The 22,638-nt window shown below is 72.5% G+C and carries 19 protein-coding genes; 15 read left to right on the top strand and 4 right to left on the bottom strand.

What is annotated here, in order from left to right; genetic code table 11:
• Positions 1-58 precede the first annotated feature (58 nt).
• Complete coding sequence (gene ppc / locus G7070_RS16845) at positions 59-2,836, top strand: phosphoenolpyruvate carboxylase (protein WP_206079849.1); 2,778 nt, start codon at positions 59-61, stop codon at positions 2,834-2,836.
• A 3-nt stretch (positions 2,837-2,839) separates the two neighbouring features.
• Here ppc and G7070_RS16850 read toward each other — a convergent pair whose 3' ends face one another.
• A complete protein-coding gene (locus G7070_RS16850) occupies positions 2,840-4,000 on the bottom strand; it encodes an ROK family transcriptional regulator (protein WP_166234700.1) in 1,161 nt (386 codons plus the stop codon).
• Between the two features lie 119 nt (positions 4,001-4,119).
• Here G7070_RS16850 and G7070_RS16855 point away from each other — a divergent pair, with 119 nt between their 5' ends.
• The 14 genes from G7070_RS16855 (at position 4,120) to G7070_RS16920 (ending at position 20,174) form a co-directional block, all read left to right on the top strand.
• Positions 4,120-5,439, top strand: a complete 1,320-nt coding sequence (locus tag G7070_RS16855; protein WP_166234701.1) for an ABC transporter substrate-binding protein — start codon at positions 4,120-4,122, stop codon at positions 5,437-5,439.
• Positions 5,439-6,332 carry a carbohydrate ABC transporter permease gene (locus G7070_RS16860; protein ID WP_166234702.1) on the top strand — a complete coding sequence of 298 codons (894 nt, stop codon included), beginning with the start codon at positions 5,439-5,441 and terminating at the stop codon, positions 6,330-6,332. Before G7070_RS16855 ends, G7070_RS16860 begins: the two co-directional genes overlap by 1 nt.
• Complete coding sequence (locus G7070_RS16865; protein WP_166234703.1) at positions 6,329-7,198, top strand: carbohydrate ABC transporter permease; 870 nt, start codon at positions 6,329-6,331, stop codon at positions 7,196-7,198. Before G7070_RS16860 ends, G7070_RS16865 begins: the two co-directional genes overlap by 4 nt.
• Before the next feature lie 27 nt (positions 7,199-7,225).
• Positions 7,226-8,302, top strand: coding sequence for an ABC transporter ATP-binding protein (locus G7070_RS16870; protein ID WP_166234704.1), 1,077 nt, complete (start codon positions 7,226-7,228; stop codon positions 8,300-8,302).
• Complete coding sequence (gene ggh / locus G7070_RS16875) at positions 8,299-9,618, top strand: glucosylglycerate hydrolase (RefSeq protein WP_206079850.1); 1,320 nt, start codon at positions 8,299-8,301, stop codon at positions 9,616-9,618. The genes G7070_RS16870 and ggh overlap by 4 nt, the downstream gene beginning before the upstream one ends.
• On the top strand, positions 9,615-11,291 hold the full coding sequence (locus G7070_RS16880) for a sugar phosphorylase (protein WP_246228125.1): 1,677 nt from the start codon (positions 9,615-9,617) through the stop codon (positions 11,289-11,291). The genes ggh and G7070_RS16880 overlap by 4 nt, the downstream gene beginning before the upstream one ends.
• Positions 11,276-12,319: a zinc-binding dehydrogenase gene (locus G7070_RS16885; RefSeq protein ID WP_166234706.1), complete on the top strand. Its 1,044-nt coding sequence runs from the start codon at positions 11,276-11,278 to the stop codon at positions 12,317-12,319. The genes G7070_RS16880 and G7070_RS16885 overlap by 16 nt, the downstream gene beginning before the upstream one ends.
• Position 12,320: 1 nt before the next feature.
• Complete coding sequence (locus tag G7070_RS16890; protein WP_166234707.1) at positions 12,321-13,373, top strand: Gfo/Idh/MocA family protein; 1,053 nt, start codon at positions 12,321-12,323, stop codon at positions 13,371-13,373.
• Positions 13,370-14,641, top strand: coding sequence for a glycoside hydrolase family 36 protein (locus G7070_RS16895; RefSeq protein WP_166234708.1), 1,272 nt, complete (start codon positions 13,370-13,372; stop codon positions 14,639-14,641). The genes G7070_RS16890 and G7070_RS16895 overlap by 4 nt, the downstream gene beginning before the upstream one ends.
• Positions 14,641-16,305, top strand: coding sequence for an MGH1-like glycoside hydrolase domain-containing protein (locus tag G7070_RS16900; protein WP_246228132.1), 1,665 nt, complete (start codon positions 14,641-14,643; stop codon positions 16,303-16,305). The genes G7070_RS16895 and G7070_RS16900 overlap by 1 nt, the downstream gene beginning before the upstream one ends.
• Positions 16,302-16,928, top strand: coding sequence for an SGNH/GDSL hydrolase family protein (locus tag G7070_RS16905; protein ID WP_166234710.1), 627 nt, complete (start codon positions 16,302-16,304; stop codon positions 16,926-16,928). The genes G7070_RS16900 and G7070_RS16905 overlap by 4 nt, the downstream gene beginning before the upstream one ends.
• A complete protein-coding gene (locus G7070_RS16910; RefSeq protein WP_166234711.1) occupies positions 16,925-17,809 on the top strand; it encodes an ROK family protein in 885 nt (294 codons plus the stop codon). The genes G7070_RS16905 and G7070_RS16910 overlap by 4 nt, the downstream gene beginning before the upstream one ends.
• 37 nt (positions 17,810-17,846) lie before the next feature.
• Positions 17,847-19,589, top strand: a complete 1,743-nt coding sequence (locus G7070_RS16915) for a class I mannose-6-phosphate isomerase (RefSeq protein ID WP_166234712.1) — start codon at positions 17,847-17,849, stop codon at positions 19,587-19,589.
• A gap of 66 nt (positions 19,590-19,655) precedes the next feature.
• Positions 19,656-20,174, top strand: coding sequence for a DinB family protein (locus tag G7070_RS16920; RefSeq protein ID WP_246227181.1), 519 nt, complete (start codon positions 19,656-19,658; stop codon positions 20,172-20,174).
• A gap of 43 nt (positions 20,175-20,217) precedes the next feature.
• Here G7070_RS16920 and G7070_RS16925 read toward each other — a convergent pair whose 3' ends face one another.
• From G7070_RS16925 to G7070_RS16935, 3 genes are all read right to left on the bottom strand, one after another.
• Complete coding sequence (locus tag G7070_RS16925; protein ID WP_166234713.1) at positions 20,218-20,886, bottom strand: DUF6766 family protein; 669 nt, start codon at positions 20,884-20,886, stop codon at positions 20,218-20,220.
• 85 nt (positions 20,887-20,971) lie between these two features.
• On the bottom strand, positions 20,972-21,358 hold the full coding sequence (locus G7070_RS16930) for a hypothetical protein (protein ID WP_206079851.1): 387 nt from the start codon (positions 21,356-21,358) through the stop codon (positions 20,972-20,974).
• Between the two features lie 329 nt (positions 21,359-21,687).
• Positions 21,688-22,602: an SDR family oxidoreductase gene (locus G7070_RS16935; protein WP_166234714.1), complete on the bottom strand. Its 915-nt coding sequence runs from the start codon at positions 22,600-22,602 to the stop codon at positions 21,688-21,690.
• Positions 22,603-22,638 lie beyond the last annotated feature (36 nt).

Raw genomic sequence — 22,638 nt, forward strand, 5'->3', positions numbered from 1 at the left:
CGGCCTCACCTCGTGGAACGCTCAACGACCCCGCGCGCGGGGGTGTCAGGCTTGTCGGGTGACCGATCCCGACGAAACCACCGCCATCGACCCCGAGTTGCGCGCCGACGTGCGCCGGGTCTCCACCCTGCTGGGCGAGAGCCTGGTCCGCCAGGGAGGCCAGCGGCTGCTCGACCTCGTCGAGGACGTGCGCGTCCAGATCAAGCAGGCGCGCACCCAGGCCGAGCCGGACGCCGCCGAGCACGCACGCGCCGCGCTGAAGCAACTCGACCTCGCCGACGCCACGGCGCTGGTCCGGGCGTTCGCGTCCTACTTCCAGCTCGCGAACACTGCCGAGCAGGTGCACCGGGTACGGGCGATCGAGGCGTCCGACGCCGAGGAGGGCTGGCTGGAGGCCGCCGTCCGCGACATCGTCGCCGAGGGTGGCCCCGCGCTGCTGGCCGACACCCTCGCCGCCACCGACCTGCGCCCCGTGTTCACCGCGCACCCCACCGAGGCGTCCCGCCGCTCGGTGCTGCTGAAGCTGCGCGACATCGCCGACGAGCTCGCGTCCCCCACGGCCGAGGGCTCGGCGGCGCGCCGCCGGCAGGACGTCCGGCTGGCCGAGACGATCGACCTGCTGTGGCAGACCGACGAACTGCGGCTCGCCTCCCCCACGCCGGTCGACGAGGCGCGCAACGCGCTGTTCTACCTGGACGCCATCGTCACCGACGCGCTGCCGGCGGTGCTGACCGACCTCAACGCGCTGTGCGCCGAGCACGGCGTCGACGTGTCCGCCACCGCGGCCCCGATCCGGCTGGGCAGCTGGATCGGCGGCGACCGCGACGGCAACCCGTTCGTCACCCCCGCGGTCACCCGCGAGGTGCTGCAACTGCAGCACGAGCACGCCATCACGCACGCGCTGGCGGTGGTCGCCGACCTGATCACCGCGCTGTCGGTCTCGGCGCGGCTGGCCCCGGTATCGGAGGAACTCGCCGAGTCGCTGGCGGCCGATCTGGAGCGGCTGCCGAACCTGGACGCCCGCCTCCTGGCCATCAACGCCGAGGAGCCCTACCGCCTCAAGCTGTCGTGCGTCCGGGCCAAGCTGGCCAACACCCGGCAGCGCAACCGCGTCGGGGCGCCGCACGAGGCCGGCCTGGACTACGCCGACGCCACCGAGCTGCTGGACGAACTGCAGCTGGTCGCCGACTCCCTCGAGGTGCACCACGGCGCGCTGGCCGCGCACGGCCGCGTCCGCACTGCGATGCAGGCGCTGGCGGCGTCCGGGCTGCACCTGGCGACCCTGGACGTCCGCGAGCATTCCGACGCCCACCACGAGGCCGTCGGCGCGCTGCTGGACCGGCTCGGCGTGCTGGACCGGCCCTACGCCGACCTGACCCGCGAGGAGCGCCGCGCGGCCCTGTCCGCCGAGTTGGCGTCCCGGCGCCCGCTGGCCGGACGCCGCTCGCCGCTGACCGGCCACGAGCGGCAGACCTTCGACGTGTTCACCGCGATCGCCGAGGCCCAGTCCCGCTACGGCCGCGAGGTGATCGAGACCTACATCGTGTCGATGACGCACGGCGTCGACGACATCCTGGCCGCCGCGATCCTGGCCCGCGAGGCCGGCCTGGTGGACCTGCACGGCGGCGCCGACGGCACCGGCGCGCACGCCGACCTCGGCATGGTCGCGCTACTGGAGACCATCGAGGAGCTGCGGCACTGCGCCGAGCTGGTCGACGGCCTGCTGTCCGACCCCTCGTTCCGGCGGCTGGTCGAGCTGCGCGGCAACCGCCTGGAGGTCATGCTCGGCTACTCCGACTCCAACAAGCAGGCCGGCGTCCTGACCAGCCAGTGGGAGATCCACCAGGCCCAGCGCAAGCTGCGCGACGTGACGCGGCGCCACGGCGTGAAGCTGCGGCTGTTCCACGGTCGCGGCGGATCTGTGGGGCGCGGCGGTGGCCCCACCTACGACGCGATCATGGCCCAGCCCGGCGGCGTCCTGGACGGCACCATCAAGTTCACCGAGCAGGGCGAGGTCATCTCCGACAAGTACTCGCTGCCGGCGCTGGCCCGCGACAACCTGGCGCTCTCGCTGGCCGCGGTGCTCTCGGCGACCGCGCTGCACCAGCACCCGCGCCAGCCCGCCGAGGATCTGGCCCGCTGGGACGCCGTCCTGCAGGTCGCCTCGGACGCCGCCTACGACGCCTACTCCCGCCTCGTCTCAGACCCCGACCTGCCCGCCTACTTCGTGGCGTCCACCCCCGTCGACCAGCTCGGCGCGCTGCACATCGGGTCCCGACCCAGCAAGCGTCCCGACTCGGGCAGCGGCATCGAGGGCCTGCGCGCCATCCCGTGGGTGTTCGGCTGGACCCAGTCCCGTCAGATCATCCCCGGCTGGTTCGGCGTCGGTTCCGGGCTCAAGGCGGCCCGCGAGGCCGGGCACGAGGCGGACCTGGCGCAGATGCTGCAGCAGTGGAACTTCTTCGCCACCGTGGCGTCCAACGTGTCGATGACGCTGGCCAAGACCGACCTCGATGTGGCCTCCCACTACGTGGATTCCCTCGTGCCCGAAGACCTGCGGCACGTCTTCGACGTGATCCGTGCCGAGTACGAACTGACGCTGGCCGAGCTCGCCCGGCTCACCGGCGAGGACCACCTGCTCGACACCCAGCCCCGGCTGCAGCGCACCCTGGCTGTCCGCGACCAGTACCTCGACCCGATCTCCTACCTGCAGGTCGAGCTGCTTCGCCGCGTCCGCGCCCTGGACGCCGCCGGCGAGGCGATCCCCGACGAACTCCAGCGCGCGCTGCTGGTGACCGTCAACGGCGTCGCCGCCGGCCTGCGCAACACGGGGTAGCCACTACCCCGTCGCCAGCAGTTCGTCGATCACCGGCGCCGCCAGGGCGTCGGCCACCACGAGGGCGACCAGCCCGGACGCCGCGGTGTGGTCGCCGTTCGCCACCCGGTACTCCGCTGCGTTCCCGATGCGATCGGAGAGTTGCTCCCGGATCGCGGCTTCGACCTGCTGCGCGATCGTCGGGCGTCCGCCCAGGACGCCCCCGAAGGCGACGTACTGGGGGTTGGAGACCTGGACGAAGCCCCCGACGTGGGTACCCAGCAGCCGAGCGGCGGCGTGGACCCGCTCGACGACGTCGGGCTCGCCGCGATCATAGGCGGCGGAGAGATCGCTCACCGAAGCGATGTCGCGGCGGGCGACATCCCGCACGAGGGCGCGCCCGGACGCGTACGCGGCGAGGCAACCGCGCCGCCCACAGGTGCACTCCGGCCCCCGGCCCGGGGTGATGCGAAGGTGGCCGAGGTCACCGGCCGCCCCCGTCGACCCGCGCATCATGTGGCCGCCCGTCAGGAGTCCGAGCCCCAGCCCGGTGGAGAACTTCACGCCCAACAGGACGCCGTCGTCGTCCATATCGGGCACTTCGGTGGAGACCCCCAGGGCGAGGGCGCGCGCGTCGTTCTCCACGGAGACTGCGCAGCCGAACCTCGTCGCCACGAGGGACTCGATGGGGTAGCTCGGATCCGGCAGCGCCACCGATGCCAGGCGCTGTCCCGTGTGGCGGTCGACGGGCGCCGGCAGTGCCAGCCCCACTCCCATCAGGCGTGCCGCGCGCCGCTCGGCCAGGAGTCGCTCCCCCACCCCGCACAGGTGCTCGACGAGTTCGGGCAGCGTCTCGTCCGAGCCACGGATGACCGCCTCGGAGGCCAGCGACGCCCCGTCGACGTCGCACACGGACGCCGCGGCCCGGTGGTGGCCGACGTCCAGCGTCAGGACGACGCGGTCCCGTGCGTCGAACGCCAGGACGGCCGCAGGGCGTCCGCCGGTCGAGGTGCGGAACCCGGATTCGCGGATGAGCCCGGCGGCCTGCAACTGGTCCAGACGCAGGTACAGCGTGGAGCGCGCCATCCCGGTTCGCTCGAGAAGTTCGGCCCGTGTCAGGCCCCCCGATCCGCGGATGACGCCCAGGATCTCACCCGCGCTGGTCGCCGAAGGCTGCGTCGGCACGTTCCACCTCCGATCGTCGCCGGGTCTTCCCAGGCGCGCACTTATGTCTTACGCTAACACCGAAGTGTATTGATCGCCTATCAAACAAAACGCCCCAGGCGGGGCGAGAGGAGACAACGATGTCCCAAGTCCTCAACGCGTCCTTCTCGCGGCGCGGCCTGCTGGGCCTCGGCGCAGGGCTCGCAGTGGCCTCCACGCTGGCGGGCTGCGCCGGCGCAAGCACCTCCGGTGGCGGCGACGTCACGTTCTTCTCCACGCAGTTCGCCCCCGTCGAGGAGAAGCAGCGGTTCGAGAAGATCCTCACCGAGTACGTCAAGGACGTGAAGGTGGGCTTCAACGCCCTCCCCTCCGCCGCGGACTTCAACACCCAACTCAAGTCCCAGGTGGACGCCAAGAAGGTCTCCATCGGTGTCGCCGCCGCGATCCACGGCGACCTCGCCCCGCTCGGGGACTACCTCGACAACGTCGACGATCTCGTGGCGGACGCCAAGGCGGCGGGGATCACCGACGATCTGCTCACACTCGGCAAGATGGGGACGGCACAGCAGAAGTACATCCCCTGGATGCAGGCCTCCTACGTCGTCTGCGTGAACAAGAAGGCGCTCGAATGGCTCCCCTCGGGCGCCGACGTCAACGCCCTGACCTACGACCAGTTCCTGCAGTGGGCAGTCGACGCCAACAAGGCCAACGGCAAGCCCGTCTTCGGATTCCCCGCCGGCCCGAAGGGGTTGTACCACCGCTTCTTCCAGGGCTACCTGCTCCCCTCCTTCACCGGCGGTGTGGTGTCACGGTGGACCTCGGACGACGCGGTCAAGGGCTGGACCTGGATGCAGGAGTTCTGGAAGAACTGCAACCCGGCCTCGACCAACTACGAGTTCATGCAGGAGCCGCTCGCCCGCGGCGAGGTTCTGGTCGCCTGGGATCACGTGGCTCGACTGGTCGCGGCCCCCAAGGACAAGCCCGAGGACTGGATCATGGTCCCGGCACCCATCGGCGACAAGGGCCTGGGCTACATGCTCATCGTCGCCGGCATGGCCGTCCCGAAGGGCGGCGACAAGGCACAGGCCGCCAAGGTCATCAAGGCGCTGTCGGCCCCGGCGGCCCAGGTCGAACTCCTCCGTCAGAACGCCTTCTTCCCGGTCGTCAAGGCGGATCTCCCGACCGACCTTCCCGGCCCGATCAAGCTGGCCGCCGAGGCCATCGAGAAGCAGGCCACGTCGCCCAAGGCGCTGCTCGCCCTGCCGCCGGTCGGCCTGGGTGCCAAGGACGGCGAGTTCGGCCAGGTCTTCAAGGACGTCTTCCGCGAGACCTGCCTGCAGGGAGCTGATCCCAAGGCCACGATCACCAAGTACGCGACGAACCTGGAGACGATCCTGGCCGGGGCGAAGGTTCCGTGCTGGGCGCCGGATCCGGCGGCCGACGTCTGCAAGGTGGGCTGATGGTCGAGGCCACCGGCCCGGCCGTGGTCGCCCCGTCCCGGCGACCACGGCGCCTCTCGCCGGCCTTCTGGCTGATCCTGCCGTCGATCATCCTGATGCTGCTGCTGTTCGCCTACCCGATGTTCGTCGGCATCCGAGCGGCGTTCGTCGAGGGTGACGGCGGAGGATTCACGATGGCGAACTGGGCGCGGATGGTCAACGACCCCCAGTTCTGGCCGGCGGTGCGCAACACTGTGCTGCTGATCGTGGTCATCATCCCGTTGCAGTTCCTCTTCGCCATGATCATGGCGTTGTTGCTGCAGGCCAAACCGCGCGGGAGCGCCGTCTACTTCTACCTGTGGGCGATCCCCCTGGCGGTCTCCGATCTGGCGGCGGGCCTGGTGTGGCTGTCCATCTTCTCCGACCAGGGTTACCTCAACTCGGTCCTGGTCGATCTCGGCCTGCAGCCGTTCGCCTGGCTGAGCTACCAGAATCCCCAGACGCAGTTCCTCGCCGTGACCCTGGCCGAGCTCTGGCGCGCGACCTCCCTGGTGCTGGTGATCGTCGTGTCGGGCATGCAGGGCATCCCCAAGGACTACGACGAGGCGGCCGCGGTCTTCGGGGCGAACTACTGGCAGCGACTGTGGCAGGTCACCATGCCGCTGCTTCGTCCCAGCCTCCAGGTGGCCCTCATCCTGCGCACGATCCTCGCCTTCCAGACCTTCGCGGTCGCCCAGGCGCTGACCGGGGAGAGTTTCCCCCTGCTGGTCGGAGAGACCTACCGGTGGTACTCCGCCCTCAGCAATCCGAACGTCGCTTCGGCGTACGCCTTGGTGATCATGGCCGTATCCATGGTCACCGCGGTGATCTACCTTCGCGCCCTGCGCGACGAGAGCAGGCAGGTGAAGCGATGACCGCTCCGACTTCGACCCCGCCCCGTGCCGCCGTGCCGGTCGACTACGCGCCGCTGCGCGCCCACCGCCGCAACCGCGCGCTCATCCAGGTGGGCTGCGTACTGATCAGCCTGTTCATGGCCGTCCCGATCTACTTGATCGCCGTCGCGTCCTTCAGCACGCGCGAAGGGCTCAACCAGTTCCCGCAGCCCCTGTGGCCCAAGAACTTCGGCACCGAGACGATGGCCACGTTCCTGCAGTCGACCGGCATCGTGGGTGGCCTGATCAACTCCCTCTACGTGGGGGTCGGCACGCTGGCCTTCAGCTCGCTCATCGGCGCCCCGGCCGGGTATGCCATCGCCAGGTTCGCCTTCCGCGGCAAGGACCCCTACCAGCTGTTCCTCCTGTTCACCCGGGCGCTGCCGATCGTGGTGCTGTCGGTGCCGCTGGCCGGCATCTTCCTGCAGGTCGGCATCTACGACTCACCGTTGGCCGTGATCCTGCTCCACACCGCGCTGGCTCTCCCGACGACGATCCTGATCACCTCGAGCGTGTTCCTGGCGGTGCCCGTGGACGCGGAAGAGGCCGCCCGGATCTTCGGCTGTACCCCCGTGGGCGCCTTCGTGCGGGTCGTGTTGCCACTGGCGCTCCCCGGGATGGCGGCGGCGTCCATCTTCACCTTCGTCATGAGCTGGAACGAGGTGCTGGGCGCCACGATCCTCACATTCAGCCAACGGACGCTGCCCGCCCAGGTCCTCAGTTCGCTGTCGGACAGCCCACTCGCCTTCCGGTTCGCGGGCGGTCTCGTCCTGGTGATCCCGGCGCTCATCTTCATCGCGCTGATGCGCAAGTACCTGCTCAACATGTGGGGGACGACGATCCGATGACCCACGCATCCGAACGAGGGAACCTCCATGGCTGACATCCAGATCAACAACCTCGTCAAGGTCTACCCGGGCAGCACCGAGCGGGCCAACGACGACGTGTCCATGACGATCGCCGACGGGCAGTTCATGGTGCTGCTGGGCCCGTCGGGCTGCGGCAAGACCACGCTGCTGCGTCAGATCGCCGGTCTCGAACTGCCCACCTCGGGCTCGATCGCGATCGGTGGCCGCGACGTCACGTACATGCCGGTGCATCAACGCAACCTGTCCATGGTGTTCCAGAGCTACGCCGTGTTCCCGCACCGCCGCGTCCGACACAACATCGCCTTCCCGCTGAAGACGAAGAAACTGCCGCAGGCGGAGATCGACAAGAAGGTGGCGTGGGCGGCCGACCTGCTGCAGCTCACCCCCTACCTCGACCGATTCCCCGCTCAGCTGTCGGGCGGTCAGCGGCAGCGCGTCGCGGTCGCGCGCGCCATCGTCGTGGACGCCGACGTGCTCCTGATGGACGAGCCGCTGTCCAACCTGGACGCACTCCTGCGGCTCAGCTTCCGCTCCGAGCTGAAGCGGATCGTGGAGCAGTTGGGCACCACGACGGTCTACGTCACCCACGACCAGTCCGAGGCGTTGTCCCTGGGCGACCAGGTCGCGGTGATGCGCAGCGGCAAGGTGAGCCAGCTCGCTCCGCCCCTGGACATCTACGACCACCCCTCCGACACCTTCGTGGGTGGCTTCATCGGCTCGCCGCCGATGAACTTCCTCGACGGCCAGGCCACCGAGACCGGCATCGACATCGGCGGCCACACCGTCGCGGCGCCGGCGGGCCTGCCGCGCGGCAAGGTCCGCGTCGGCATCCGTGCCGAGGCCATCGACGTGGCGCCCCACGGGACCCCGGGGACGGTCCCCGCACAGGTGCTCGTGGTCGAGCCCCTGGGCGCGTCCACGCTGTTGAGCGTGGCGATCGGCGAACATCAGCTGAAGGTGCAGGCGGACCCCGACATCAGCGTCAAGACCGGCGACACGGTCTCGCTGCGCCTGGCGGAGAAGGCGATCCGGCTCTTCGACCACGAGACCAGGCTGGCCTGGCAGGCGCAGGCGGTCCGGTGAGCGCCGATCTCGCCCGCGCGGCCGCCGACGTGCTGCGCGCCAACGACACGGGCACCATGGTGACCGCCGCGCCTCACCTCTACCCCCACCAGTGGTCGTGGGACGCGGCGTTCGTGTCGGTGGGGCTGGCGCACCTGTCGGTGGCCCGCGCCATCGTCGAGTGGGACACCATCTTCGGGGCGCAGTGGGCCACCGGCATGCTCCCCCACATCGTGTTCGCCGACGAGCCCGACTACTTCCCCGGGTTCGGGGTCTGGGGCACCGAGATCGCCGCCGCCCGTCCCGACGGGGTGGAGTCGTCGGGCATCTGCCAGCCTCCGGTGCACGCCCTGTGCATCGAGCAACTGGTCGCGATCGGCCGGGCCCAGGGCGGGGAGGCCGCGGAGCGCGCAGACGCCTTCATGGCCGACGCCGTACCGCGGCTGGCCCGCTGGCACGCCTGGATGAGCCGCGCCCGTGACCGCGAGGGCATCGGGCTGGTGGAGATCCACCACGGCTGGGAGTCCGGCATGGACAACTCGCCCCGGTTCGACCCGTTCTACGAACGGATCGAGGTCGCCACCCCCAAGGCGCTGCCGCGCACGGACCTGAAGTACGCCGACGCGTCCGAGCGGCCCTCCGACCGGGAGTACCAGCGCTACATCCATCTGATCGACCAGATGATCGCGGTGGAGTTCGAGGACGACCGCATCCCCGCCGTGATCGACTTCCGCTGCGGGGATGTGTTCATGACCGCCAGCCTGGCCGCCTCCGCAGAGGCGCTGGCCAGGATGGCCGACGAGACCGGTGACGCCGACCTGGCCGCCACCGAGCGGGCCCGCGCTGAGCACGCCCGGACGGCCGTGCTGGCCTCGGTCGACCCGACGACGGGATTGTGCCGTGACTACGACTACCACGCGGGCCACCACACCGACGTCGCCTCGATCGCCGGTTTCTCGGCCCTGATCTGCGGTGGTGACGACGCCGTGGTGGCCCGGCAGCGCGCGATCCTGACCGGCCCGCAGTGGATGGGCCACCCCGACAACCGCTACCCGCTGCCACCCAGCATCAGCCTGGACGACCCTGCCTGTCGGCCGCGCGAGTACTGGCGCGGGCCGGTGTGGCCCATCATGAACTGGTTGTTCGCGCACTGCGCGCTGCAACAAGGCGACACGGCGCTCGCGTCCGGGCTGCGGGAGGCGGGCCTGGCCCAGTTGGCCGACGAGGAGTTCGGGGAGTACTACGAGCCGCGCACCGGGGAACCGCTCGGCAGCCACCAGCAGTCCTGGAGCGCGATGGCCGCCCTGGACTGGCTCACCGCGGACCGGTGGCGATGAGCACCCTGGCCGAGGATCTGGCGCTGCTGTACCCCAGCTGCGCCGACGAGGTGGGCGCCGCCCTGGACGCGGTGCTGGCCCGGCACGCCGAGGCGCTGCGCCCCGACGGCCGGCGCCGCACCTGGACCCAGCGCGACGCGATCCTGATCACCTACGCCGACTCCCTGTCGGCGCCCGGGCAGGCACCGCTGGCCACCCTGGCCGACATCCTGCCCCGGCTCACCGACGGCACCATCCCGACCGTGCACCTCCTGCCGTTCTACCCCTGGACCTCCGACGACGGCTTCTCCGTGGTGGACTACCTGGCGGTCGATCCAGCCGTCGGCACGTGGCACGACGTGGCGCACCTGCGCCGCCAGGTGGAACTGATGTTCGACGCCGTCATCAACCACGTCTCAGCGTCCTCGCCGTGGTTCGCCGGCTTCCTGGCCGACGACGAGCACCGCGACTGGTTCCTGGTGGTCGACGAGGACGCCGACACCAGCAGTATCGTGCGGCCCCGGACCCTGCCGCTGTTGACCGGGTTCGACACCGCCCGTGGCCGCGAGCACGTCTGGACGACGTTCAGCGCCGATCAGGTCGACCTCAACTACGCCGAACCGGCGGTGCTGCTGGCCGTGCTGGACGTGGTGCTCACCTACGTGCGCCGTGGCGCCTCGGTGATCCGGCTCGACGCGGTCACCTACCTGTGGAAGGAACTCGGCACCAGCGGCGTCCACCTGCCGCAGACGCACGCGGTGATCAGGGTGCTGCGCGCCGCCCTGGACGCGGTCGCGCCCGACGTCACGCTCATCACCGAGACCAACGTCCCCCACGCCGAGAACGTCTCCTACTTCGGCGACGGCCACGACGAGGCGCAACTGGTCTACAACTTCGCGCTGCCGCCGCTGGTGCTGCACAGCTTCGTCGCCGGCGACGCGTCCGCGCTCTCGGCCTGGGCGGCCGGGCTGACGACGCCCTCGCAGGAGACGAGCTTCTTCAACTTCCTGGCCAGCCACGACGGCGTCGGCGTCCGGGGCGCGGAGGGCATCCTGGCTGCGGCCGACCTGACGGCGCTCGCCGACCGCGTCCACGCCCACGGTGGCCACGTCAGCTACCGGGCGGTGGAGGACGGCGAGCGGGTGCCCTACGAGCTGAACATCAACTACTTCGACGCGCTGTCCGACCCGGCGGGCGACGAGCCCCTCGCCACGCAGGTGGCGCGGTTCCTGACCGCTCAGTCGATCATGGCGACGCTGCCCGGCGTGCCGGGCATCTACCTCCACAGCCTGCTCGGCTCCCGCGGCTGGCCCGCGGGCGTGGCGCTGACCGGCGCCAACCGCAGCATCAACCGCGAGAAGCTGGACCGCGACACCCTGCTGGCCGAGTTGTCCCACCCGGACGGCCGACGCGCCCGCGTCCTGCGCGGATACCAGCGGCTGCTGAGGGTCCGCTCGGGTCAGGCCGCGTTCGACCCGCGCGCGTCCGCCGCGGTGATCGACCTGGGGCCCGGCGCGTTCGCGCTGCTGCGCGGCAGCGGCCCCGAGGCCGTGCTGGCGGTGCACAACGTCACCGCCGAGCCGCTGCCGCTGCCCGCGGCGGGACACGACCTGCTGACCGACGCCGAGGTGGCGGCCGTGCCACCGTTCGGCACCGTGTGGCTGAACGGGGGTGCGCCGTGGGCCGCGTCCTGAGGTTCGTCGCGCCGGGCGAGGTGGACGTCGTCGACGAGCCCGATCCCCCGCTGGCGGCCGGCCAGGTCCGCGTCGACACCCTGTTCTCGGGCATCTCGGCCGGCACCGAGTTGTCGGCGTACCGCGGCACCAACCCGTACCTGACCAGGCGCTGGGACGCCGAGGCGCACCTGTTCCTCGACGCGGACGCCGCGGGCCCGGCCTACCCACTGGTGGGCTGGGGCTACAGCGAGGTGGGGGTCGTCGTCGAGGCCGCGCCGGACGTCACGGCGGTCGCCGTCGGCGACACCGTCTGGGGCATCTGGGGCCACCGCTCCCGCGCGGTGCTGCCGCAGGAGGCGTTGGCCGGGCACGTGGTGCCCGACGAAGTCGACCCGCGGGCGGCGACGTTCGTCCGCGTGGCGTCCGTGGCGCTCAACGGGGTGCTGAACACCCAGCTCGGCATCGGCTCGGTGGTCGGCGTCGTCGGCCTGGGCGTGATCGGGCTGCTCGCCACCCGGTTCGCGGTGCTGTCGGGCGCGACCGTGGTCGCGGTCGATCCCATCGCCGCCCGACGCGACCGGGCCGCTGCCTGGGGCGCGGCGCACACCTTCGCCCCCGGGGTGGGCCTGGCGGCCGACGTCCGCGACCTGACGCAGGGCCGCGGCGCCGACGTGGTGCTGGAGCTGTCCGGGTCGGCGCGCGCGCTGCACGAGGCCGTCCGGCTGGCCGGCCCGGAGGGCGTCGTGGTGGCGTCCGGCTTCTACCAGGGCGACGCCGAAGGGCTGCGGTTGGGCGAGGAGTTCCACCACAACCGGGTGCGGCTGCAGTCCAGCCAGATCGGCGCGGTACCGCCCCAACTGGCGGCACGCTGGACGCGCGACCGGCTCATCTTCGCCGCCGCGCAGCGCGTCCTGGCCGGCGATCCGGACGCCGCCGCCCTGGTCAGCGACACCTTCGGCCTCGACGAGGCAGCCGCCGCCTACGACCTGGTGGACCGGCGCGGGCACGAGGCGCTGCAGGTGCTGTTCAACTTCACCGGGAGCTGACGTGGACATCCCTGACCATCGCCCCCGTCTCCCGCGCCGCCCGCTCGGCATCGGGGTCCTGGGCTGCGGCACCATCGCGCGCACCGCGCACCTGCCCGCCTACCGCGACCACGGCCTGCCCGTGGTCGGGGTGTGGAGCCGCTCGGGCGCCGCCGACGTGCCGGGCGCGTTCCCGCAGGTGGGCCGGGTCTACGCGAGCGCCGAGGAACTGCTGGCCGACCCGGCCGTCGAGGTGGTGGACCTGGCCGGGGTCGCGCACGGCCGCGTGGACTGGATCGAACGCTGCGTGCGCGCCGGCAAGCACGTCCTGGCCCAGAAACCCCTGGTCACCGACCCGGCCGAGCTGGACCGGCTGCTGCCGATCCTGGACGCCGCGGCGGCCGCAGGACTGCGCGTCGCGGTGAACCAGAACGGCCGCTGGGCGCCGCCCTGGCGGCTGGCGACACTGCTGATCCGGGCGGGGGCCATCGGCGAGGTGGTCGGCGTGACGCACCTGCACGACAAGCCGCTGCCGCCGATCGTCGGCACCCCGTTCGACGACCTGGAGCACATGCTGGTCAGCGACTACCTGATGCACTGGATCGACATCACCACCGCCTGGATGGGCCCCTCGTCCCGGGCCGCCGCGTGGGAGGCCCGCGTGCCGGGCCAGCCGGATCACGCCCAGAACCCCTGGTCGGCGACGGTGTCGCTGGCCACCGAGTCCGGCGCGACCGCGGTGCTGCGCGTCGTCGGGGAGGCCCGCGCGAGCGCCGGGGGCTGCCCGTTCTGGATCCACGGCACCACCGGCACGCTGCGCGGCAGCGTCCTGCTCGGCTCGGATCGGCTCAGCCTGGAGCGCGACGGACGGACCACCGACCACCCGCTGACCGGGCAGTGGTTCACCGACGGGTTCGCCGGCACGATGGCCGAGCTGATGTGCGCCGTCGAGGAGGACCGCGAACCCGAGAACGCCGCCCGCACGGTCGCGGACTCCGTCGCGGCGATGCTGGCCGCGCTGGCGTCGGCGCGCGCCGGGGGCGTCCCCCAGCCGGTGCGGGCGGTGACACCGTGATCGTCGACGATCTGCGGCTCGGCCCCCACGCACGGGTCTACGCCGAGGGCTGGCAGAGCTGGAGCGCGACGGGGTGGTCGGCCGCGTCCGCGTCCGGGCCGGCACCCCAGACCGAGTGGCAACGGCTGATGCGATTCCGGCCCGACTCCCCGCTGAGCAACACCGGGCGTCAAGGCGAGGGCCTCCTGCTGGTGGACCCGGGCGACGGCTCGCCGGTGCTGCGCTACGCGGGCGCCACGGACGAGGTGCCCAGCATCCGCACCACCCCCACGGAGGTTCCCGGCGGCACGACGCTGAGGATCGACGCGTCCGGGCCGGTGCGCCGCAGCGAGCATGCCGACGCCGCCGAGGCGCTGGCCGGCTTCGCGGACGCGGTGGCCGCCGAGCGCGACGTGCGCGTCCGGCCGGCCCCGCGGGTGTGGTGCTCGTGGTACCGCTACTTCGAGGACGTCACCGCCGCCGACATCGCCGAGAACCTCGCCGCGATCGACGCCGCCGGGCTCGAGGTCGAGGTGATCCAGATCGACGACGGCTGGAGCCCCGGCCTGGGTGAGGGCGCGCGTCCGGACCCGGGGTTCGGCCACCTGCCCGGTCTGGTCACCGCCATCCGCGACTCCGGGCGGGCCGCAGGGCTGTGGCTGGCCCCGTTCCTGGTCGGCCGCGACACCACCCTGGCCCGCCGGCACCCCGACTGGCTCACCGGCCCGGCGGGCTACAACTGGGGCCAGGATCTGGTCGGCCTCGACCTGACTCACCCAGGCGTCCGGGAGCACCTCGCCGACACCGTCGCGTGGGCGGTCGGGCTGGGGATCAGCTACCTCAAGCTCGACTTCCTCTACGCCGGCGCGCTGCCCGGCCCCCGGCACAGCGGGGCCGCGCCGTTGGCGTCCTACCGCGACGGGCTGGCGCTGATCCGCGAGGCAGCCGGCCCCGACGCGTACCTGGTGGGGTGCGGCGCTCCGCTGCTGCCGTCGGTGGGGCTGGTGGACGCGATGCGCGTCTCCCCCGACACCTTCCACGAGGGCGGTCAGGACGGCTCAGCCGGACTGCGCGGGGCCCCCAACGTTGCCGCCCGCACCTGGCAGGACGGCCGCTGGTGGGCCAACGACCCCGACTGCCTGGTGATGCGGCCCTCCTTCGTGCTGCGCGACGCGTGGGCGGAGGCCATCACCGGACGCGGGACGCTGCGCTCCTTCTCCGACCGGGTCGCCGACCTGGACGCCCACGGCCTGGCCGCCGTCCGCCGCCACCTGTCCCCGGCGCCGTGATGCGCGCCGGGGACGCCCTCGAACCGGGCACCGCACTGCACCGCCGGTACGAGAGCCTTCAGGCGGCCCCGCGCGGCCGACACGCCGCGCCGCCGCCGCCCGCCGGGCCGTTGCCCGAGGCGTCCGCGCTCCTCGGGCGGCTACCCGGGCCCTGGGTCGCCGGGCGACCCGACTACCGCGCCTGCTACGACTACGCGGTCGCGACGTTGCTGGGGTCACGCCGGGCGCCCCAGCCGGGCAGCGGCTTCGTCAGCCCGTTCCTGGACAGCGCGTTCAACGACAACGTGTTCTGGTGGGACTCCTGCTTCATCACCATGTTCGCTCGACTGCTGCACCCGTACGTGCCGGGCATCTGCTCGCTGGACAACTTCTACGCCCGCCAGTTCGACGACGGCGAGATCTGCCGCGAGATCAACGCCACCACCGGGCGCGACCTGCCGTGGTGGACCAACCTGGACGGCGGGCCGCTGTACTCGTTCTACGACCGCGCCTACGGCTACCGCTCGCTGACGTCGGCCGCCCCCGACCTGGACCTGGCCACCTGCCGCCGCCCGGATCTCGGCCGCGTGCCGGCCGCGCCGCCGCACCTCACGCTCGACGCGCTGAACCACCCCGTCGCGGCGTGGGCCGAGTGGCTCAGCTTCACCCAGACCGGCGACCTGGACCGGCTCGAACGCGTCCTGCCGGCGCTGGCCGCCTACCACGCAGCGCTCGAGGAGCACCTGGGTCACGCCGAGGGGCTCTACGTCTCGGACTGGGCCAGCATGGACAACTCGCCCCGCAACGCGCGGCTGGGCTTCGGCGTCGACACCGCCTGCGAGATGGTGCTGGACGCCCGGCACCTCCTCCAGATCGCCGCGGCGCTGCGGGCAGCCGGACGTCGCGCCGACCTGGACGACGCCGCGCTGGGGCGCCGCGCCGAGGCGACCGATGCGGCGATCAACGCGCTGATGTGGGACCCCGAGCGGGCCTTCTACGTCGACCTGGACGCCGACCGCGTGCGGATCGAGGTGCGGACCATCGCCGGATTCTGGCCGCTCATCGCGGGAGTGGCGCGCGGCGAGCGGGCCGACGCGCTGGTGGCCGCCCTGCTGGATCCCGCCGCGTTCGGTCGCCTCAACCCGGTGCCGTCGGTCGCCGCCGACGAGCCCGGCTACGTGCCCGAGGGCGGCTACTGGCGCGGCGGCACCTGGTCGCCGACCAACCAGATGGTGATCGCCGGGCTGGCCGCCGTCGGCCGTCACGACCTGGCCCGGGAGTTGGCCACCCGGCACCTGGACGCCGTGTGCCGGGTCCACGCAGACACCGGCACCATCTACGAGTACTCCTCCCCCGACCTGCTCAGCGCGGGCGCCAACGACCATCCGGCGTTCGTCGGCTGGTCGGGCATGGCGCCGATCGGCTTCCTGATCGAGCGGGTGATCGGGCTGCAGGCCGACGCCCCCACTGCGAGGCTGACGTGGCGGCTGCCCGCCGCCGGGCCCGACTGCGGCGTCGAGCGGTACTGGTTCGGCGGGATCACCGCGGACCTGGCGTTGCGTCATACCGACCGGGAACGCGTCGTCGAGGTGACCGCGGACGGGCCGTTCACCCTGGAACTGGTCGGAGCCACCGGCACCAGCCGCCATGCGGTCACCGCCCGGCACCGGTTCGAGGCACCGTGAGCCCCGTCATCGTCGTCTACGGCGACAGCATCTCGTCCGGCAGCCACGGCGACGGCGGCTACCTCCCCGCCCTGGCCGAACTCGGCGAGGTGCGCAACCACGCGATCGGCGGCAGCCCGCTCGCCCCGACCGCTCCCGGTTCGCTGGTCGAGGTGCTGGCCGACCCGGCCCGACTCCACGCCGACGCCGACGTCGCGGTGGTGTGGCACGGCTCCAACGACTGGTTCTGGGGCAGCCCGCTCGGCGACCCGGACGCCCCCGACCCCGACTCGTTCCGCGGCGCGCTGCGGCGCTGCCTGGCGATGCTGCGGGCAGCCGCTCCGGGCGTCGGCGTCCTGGCGCCGCTGCCGCTGCCGCGGTTCGAGGCCCCCGCGGGTGCCGCGGAGCCGGGCGACGCGCACCTGACCCCCAACCATGTCGGGGCCACCCTGGCCGACTACGCCGGCGTCCTCCGAGGGGAGGCCGACCGCCTCGGCTACCGGATCGTGGACCTCGCCGGCGCCGGCCTGAGCACCGCCACGCCGGAGCTGTACGAGGACAGGGTGCACCCCAACGCGGCGGGCTACGCGCGACTCGCCCCGTTGCTCGCCGCCGCCGTCACCGGCCTGCTGGCGGCGCCGTGATCGCCGCGGTCGACCTGGGCGGCGGCACCATCCGGCTGGGGCTGCACGACGGGAACGGCTGGGTCGAGCGAGTGCGCCTGCCCAACACCGACCAGCCCGCCGACCTCGACGCCGCGGCGGCCCAGTTGACCCGCTGGCGCGCCGCACACGGCGCACCGACCCGGGTCGGGGTCGCGATCCCTGGCATCGTCACCGCGGACGGCACGGGGCTGGCCTCGGCGCACGGCAAGTACGCCCACCTGCGCGGCCGCGACCTGCGCGCCTGGGCCGCGGCCGCCGCCGGAGCCCCGGCGCGCGTCGAGAACGACGCCCGCGCCGCCCTGCTGGGCGAGGCCGCGGCCGGCGCCGCGCACGGCTGCCGGGACGCCGTCCTGCTGATCGTCGGCACCGGCATCGGTACCGCCGCCCTGGTCGACGGACACCTGGTTCGGGGCGCACACGGTCACGGCGGCGTCCTGGGCGGCCACGTGACCATCGACCTCGCCGGCGCCGCCTGTCCCTGCGGCAACCTCGGCTGCGCCGAGACGCTGGGCGGATCGTGGGCGCTGGCTGGGCTTGCGGCCACCCGGCCCGACTACGGGGCCTCGCCGCTGGCGTCCGGCCCCGTCGGGTTCCGCGAGGTGATCGCGGCCGCGGACGCGGGCGACCCGTGCGCGGCGGCGGTCCTGGACCGCGCCCTCGCGTCCTGGGCCGCGGTGCTGGTGACGCTGATCCACCTCTTCGACCCCGAGCGCGTCGTGCTGGCCGGCGGCCCGCTGTGCTCCGCGCCCGCGCTGGTCTCCGGGCTCCGCGGCCGCGTCGCCTCCCACCTGTGGTCGGGGATCGCCTGCCCCGACCTCGTCGTTTCCCCGCGCCCGAGGAGTCGGTGCTCCGCGGGCTGATCCAGCTTGCCTCCCGAGCAGAACAGGAACCCGCGCCATGACCGCGCCCCGGACGCCCGACTACGACCCGCACCCCGTGATCGAGGTGCCCGGCACCGCCCTGCGGGGCGCCGACCTGTGGCACGCCCTCAACACCGACGCACGCGCCCGCGGCGGCGAGCGGCCCGTCATCGTGCTGGACACCTACCCCGCCACCGACACCCCCGGCCTCGTCGCGCAGGCCCTGGCCCACCTGCCGGGCTACACCGCGCTCGACGTCGAGGAGGCCGCCCTGCCCATCTCCGCGATCGACGCCCTGATCGGACGCCACCTCACCGACGACCGCGTGTTCGGCGTCCTGGCCCCGCATCGGCTCGCCGAGTTCTACGATCCCGACGCACTGGACGCGCTCACCACGTCCGTGGCCGCGGCGCCAGGACCGCTGCTGGTCCACGGCTGGGGCGCCGCCCTCGCCGCGCCGGCCCGCGCGGTGCTCGCCCTGGTCGACCTGGCCCGCTGGGAGATCCAGCAGCGTTACCGGGGCGGGACGCCGAACTGGCGCTGCCCGCGTCCCGAGGACGACGTGCTGCGGGCCTACAAGCGCGGCTTCTTCGTGGAGTGGCGCGTCGCGGACGCCCACAAGCGCGGCCTGTTCGACCGGCTCGACTGGGTGCTGGACGGCAACGCGTCCGAGCCGGTCGGGCTGTCCGGGGCCGACTTCCGGGCGGGCATGGCGTCTGCCGCTCGGCGTCCGTTCCGCCTGGTGCCGTACTTCGACCAGGGCGTGTGGGGTGGCCACTGGATGCAGGAGAGGTTCGGGCTGCCGGCCGCGACCAACTACGCATGGTGCTTCGACTGCGTCCCCGAGGAGAACAGCATCGTGCTGCGGCTGACCGGCGGCGACGTCGAACTGCCGGCCATCGACCTGGTGCTGTCCCAGCCCGACGCCCTGCTCGGACGCCGCACGCACGCCCGGTTCGGCGCCGAGTTCCCGATCCGGTTCGACTTCCTGGACACCATGGGCGGGCAGAACCTGTCCCTTCAGGTGCACCCCAGCACCGACTACATCCAGCGCACCTTCGGCATGCACTACACCCAGGACGAGTCCTACTACCTGCTGGACGCCGCCCCGGGCGCACAGGTCTACCTCGGGCTGCGCGAGGACGCCGACCCCGAGGCGCTGCGCGACGCGCTCCGCCGCGCGGAGGCGGGAGCGCCGTTCGAGGCCGACGCGTTCGTCAACAGCTTCCCGGCCGCCAAGCACGACCACTTCCTGATCCCCGCCGGCACGGTGCACTGCTCAGGAGGGGACGCGATGGTCCTGGAGATCTCGGCGACCCCCTTCATCTTCACCTTCAAGATGTGGGACTGGGATCGGCTCGGCCTTGACGGCCGGCCACGGCCGGTTCACCTCGATCATGCGTTCGCGAACATCGACTGGTCGCGCCGCACCGCCTGGGTCGAGCGCGAACTCGTCGACCGGGTCGTCATCACGGAAGAGGGCGAGGGCTGGCGCCGCGAGGTGACGGGACTGCACGAGTTGGAGTTCATCGAGACCACCCGGACCTGGTTCACCGGCCCGATCGAGGACGACACCCATGGGACCGTGCATGTGCTCAACCTCGTGGAGGGGGGCCCGATCCTCCTGGAGAGCCCCACGGGCGCCTTCGCTCCGTTCGCCGTGCACTACGCCGAAACGTTCGTCGTCCCCGCCGCCGTGGGGCGCTACCGGGCCCGGCCCCTCGCCGAGGGTGCGCACGCCGTCCTCCGGGCGCACGTCCGCGGCACCGAGACGGACTGACGCCGGTCGTGCTGCCGGGGTGCCGAACGCACGACACTGCGAGCAGTTCGGGTCTAGCCTTCCCGCATGGACGAACCGCGCCATCCCGGGCATGCGCATCAGGCCTCGTTCGGCGTCCGTGAGGCCGCCGAGAGGACGATGCTCACCACGTTCCTCGACGAGCACCGCGCGGCGGCAGCGGGGCTGCTCGACGGGCTCAGCGAGGAGGAGGCGGCCCTCTCCCTGGTGCCCTCGGCCACGACGGTGCTCGGGCTGGTGAAGCACCTCACGCTCGTCGAGACGATCTGGTTCGCCGAACTGCTCACCGGCACCACCCGCGCCGACCTGGGGCTGCCCGCCACTCCAGCCGCGAGCTTCGAGCTCGCACCCGACGACACGGTCGCATCGATCGCACGCGGGTACGCGCAGGCCTGCGACCGCTCCCGCGCCGCGCTGGTCGGTCACGATCTCGACGAGATCGTCGCCGGTCACCGACTCGGCCCGATGAGCCTGCGGTGGATCCTGCTGCACTGCATCCGCGAGACCGCCCAGCACGTCGGGCACGGCGAGATCCTGCGCGAGCAGACCCTCGCGTCCCGAGGCTGACCAGTCGACGAGGGCCCGCCCGTCTCGGCGCCGAGCCGACGCCTCAGGGCCCCGGAGTCTCCGCGTGCGGCGCTCCGACCTGCTTCGACTCCGGGGAGCCCCGTTGGCGCAGGTACACCGTGAAGATCGCCATGGACGCCACCGCCAGGAACTCCGACTGCCAGTTCTGAAGGGTTCGCCCCCAGAAGTCGGTGTCCCCGAGGTACTGCCCCAGGGTGAGCGGATCGAGTTGGTCGCGGATCCGCTCCTCGTTCAGCGCGACGCGTCCCGCGACGGCCTGCGTCGCCCAGGACAGGAGGAAGATGACCGCCATCACGAGCGTCAGGGAGAACCCGAAGACGCGCGTCCCGATGCCGCCGGCCCTTGCTGCGCGGGGTGAGTCCGCCTGGGCGAACGGGCCGACACGCTGCTGCTCGTCGGTTCCGAGTCCCTCCTGTCCCGGCGGTTTGGATTCCGCCGACCCCCGCTGCACCAGCCACACCGTCAGGAAGATGTACAGGGTGAACTGGAGGTACTCGGACTGCCAGTTCTCCGCGACGTCGACCCCGAAGGCCGACGAGGTGACGTAGGTCGCCCAGTCGATCTCGGCCAGGTGCGCGGTGCGGGCGGCGTCGTTGTAGTCGGCCAGCCCGACCAGCGACTGTCCGACGAGGGCGCCCAGGAGCAGCACCAGGAACGTGAGCGTCAGCGCATTGTCGCGCAGCCTCCTCACCGCCCCATCACCCCGACGGCGATCATCGCGGCCAGCGCCAGACCGATCCCGACCAGCAGGATCACGAACAGCGCGCGCGTCGTCCTCACGGCTCCACCTCGCAGACGTACGGGATCGCGGGATCCTCGCTGACGCGGCGGCATCCGGCCGCGGTGATCCGCCAGCCCCCGGGGAACGATGCGAGGAAGACCACGTCCCCGGTGAAGCGAACCTGGGCGCCCTGACCCGCGATCTCGACGTGCGTCACGTCGCCGGCCCGGGTCCCGCGCGGCAGACCCGCCAGCACGTCCGGACAGGCCCCCAGCTCTTCCACCTCGTGGAACGTCGCCGGGGCCAGCAGGGCGCAGGCACGCTCGGCCGGGGCGCGCTGGAACTCCTCCGCCGCGGATCTCACGGCGGCCGTCGAGGGATTGGTGCACCCCGCCAGCATCAGCGCGCCGATCGCCATCGAGCCCAGGGGCCCGACCCTCACGCCGGCCGATCCCCGGGTGAGCCGCCGGCTCCCGCCCGGGTGCACCGCGGCAGCCTGGGAACCACCCTGCGCCGGCCGCCGGGGTCTGGACGCGGTCCGGGACGGGCACGCCTCGCGCCGCGTGAGCGCTGGTTCGCGGATTCGGGCCATGACACCCCCTCCCGGGAGCGACCGAGTCGCCGTGCCGGTCGCTGGACCTTCCTCACCGTGTCACTGCTCGCGGCCGCTGACAAGCCCGGGCGCAGGGCCGGACGCGGGGGGCCGGCCCCCGACGCGGACCCCACCTTCGCGCGTCCCGGCCGGCGGCCGCCCTCACCGGGGAGACCCCCCTAGAACACGGCGCGGCCGCCCGTGACGCCGAGCACGGTCCCGGAGACGTAGGACGCCTCCTGCGGGGAGGCGAGGAACACGAACGCGCCCGCCAGTTCGGCCGGCTGCCCCGGACGCCCCAGCGGCGTGTCCTCCCCGAAGCCCGGAATGGTGTCCGGGTTCCGCGTCGCGGGCTGCAACGGCGTCCAGATGGGGCCGGGCGCCACGCAGTTCACGCGGATGCCGCGGGGGCCGAGCTCGGCCGCGAGGTTCACGGTCAGGTTGTTGATCGCCGCCTTCGTGGAGGCGTAGTCGATCAGCGAGGCCGACGGGTCGTAGGCCTGGATCGAGCTGACGTTGATGATGCTCGCGCCCCGGCCGAGGTGCTTCAGCGCCTGCTGGGTCACCCAGAACAGCCCGTACAGGTTGGTCGTGAAGACGCGGTCCATCATCTCGGTGGTCACCGACTCGATCCCGGCCTCACGTCGCGCCCATTGGAAGCCCGCGTTGTTGACGAGGATGTCGAGGCCACCCAGCTGCGACGCGGCGTCGTCCACGACGCGGCGGGCGGTCTCCTCGTCGCGCAGGTCGCCCGGCAGCAGGATGCAGCGCCGTCCGGCCTTCTCCACCCAGGAGGCGACGTCGTCGGCGTCGGACTGCTCCTCGGGCAGGTAACTCAGCGCGACGTCGCAGCCCTCCCTCGCGAAGGCCAGCGCGACGGCGCGGCCGATCCCCGAGTCCCCGCCGGTGATCAGGGCCCGCATCCCCGGGAGGCGGTCCCGCCCGGTCCAGCTTTCCTCGCCGTGATCGGGGACGGGGGTCATGTCGGTCGTGAGACCCGGCGGTTGCTGTTCCTGCTCCGGGAAGCCCCCGTCGCGCGTGGCCTTGTCCTCGGCGGTCAGGTCGACCTGGCTCTGTTCCTCGTGTGCGCTCATGTCACTGCCCTACCCTTCTGTGCGCCCCTTCAAACA

This window comes from Propioniciclava coleopterorum (assembly GCF_011393335.1).
GTDB lineage: Bacteria > Actinomycetota > Actinomycetes > Propionibacteriales > Propionibacteriaceae > Propioniciclava > Propioniciclava coleopterorum.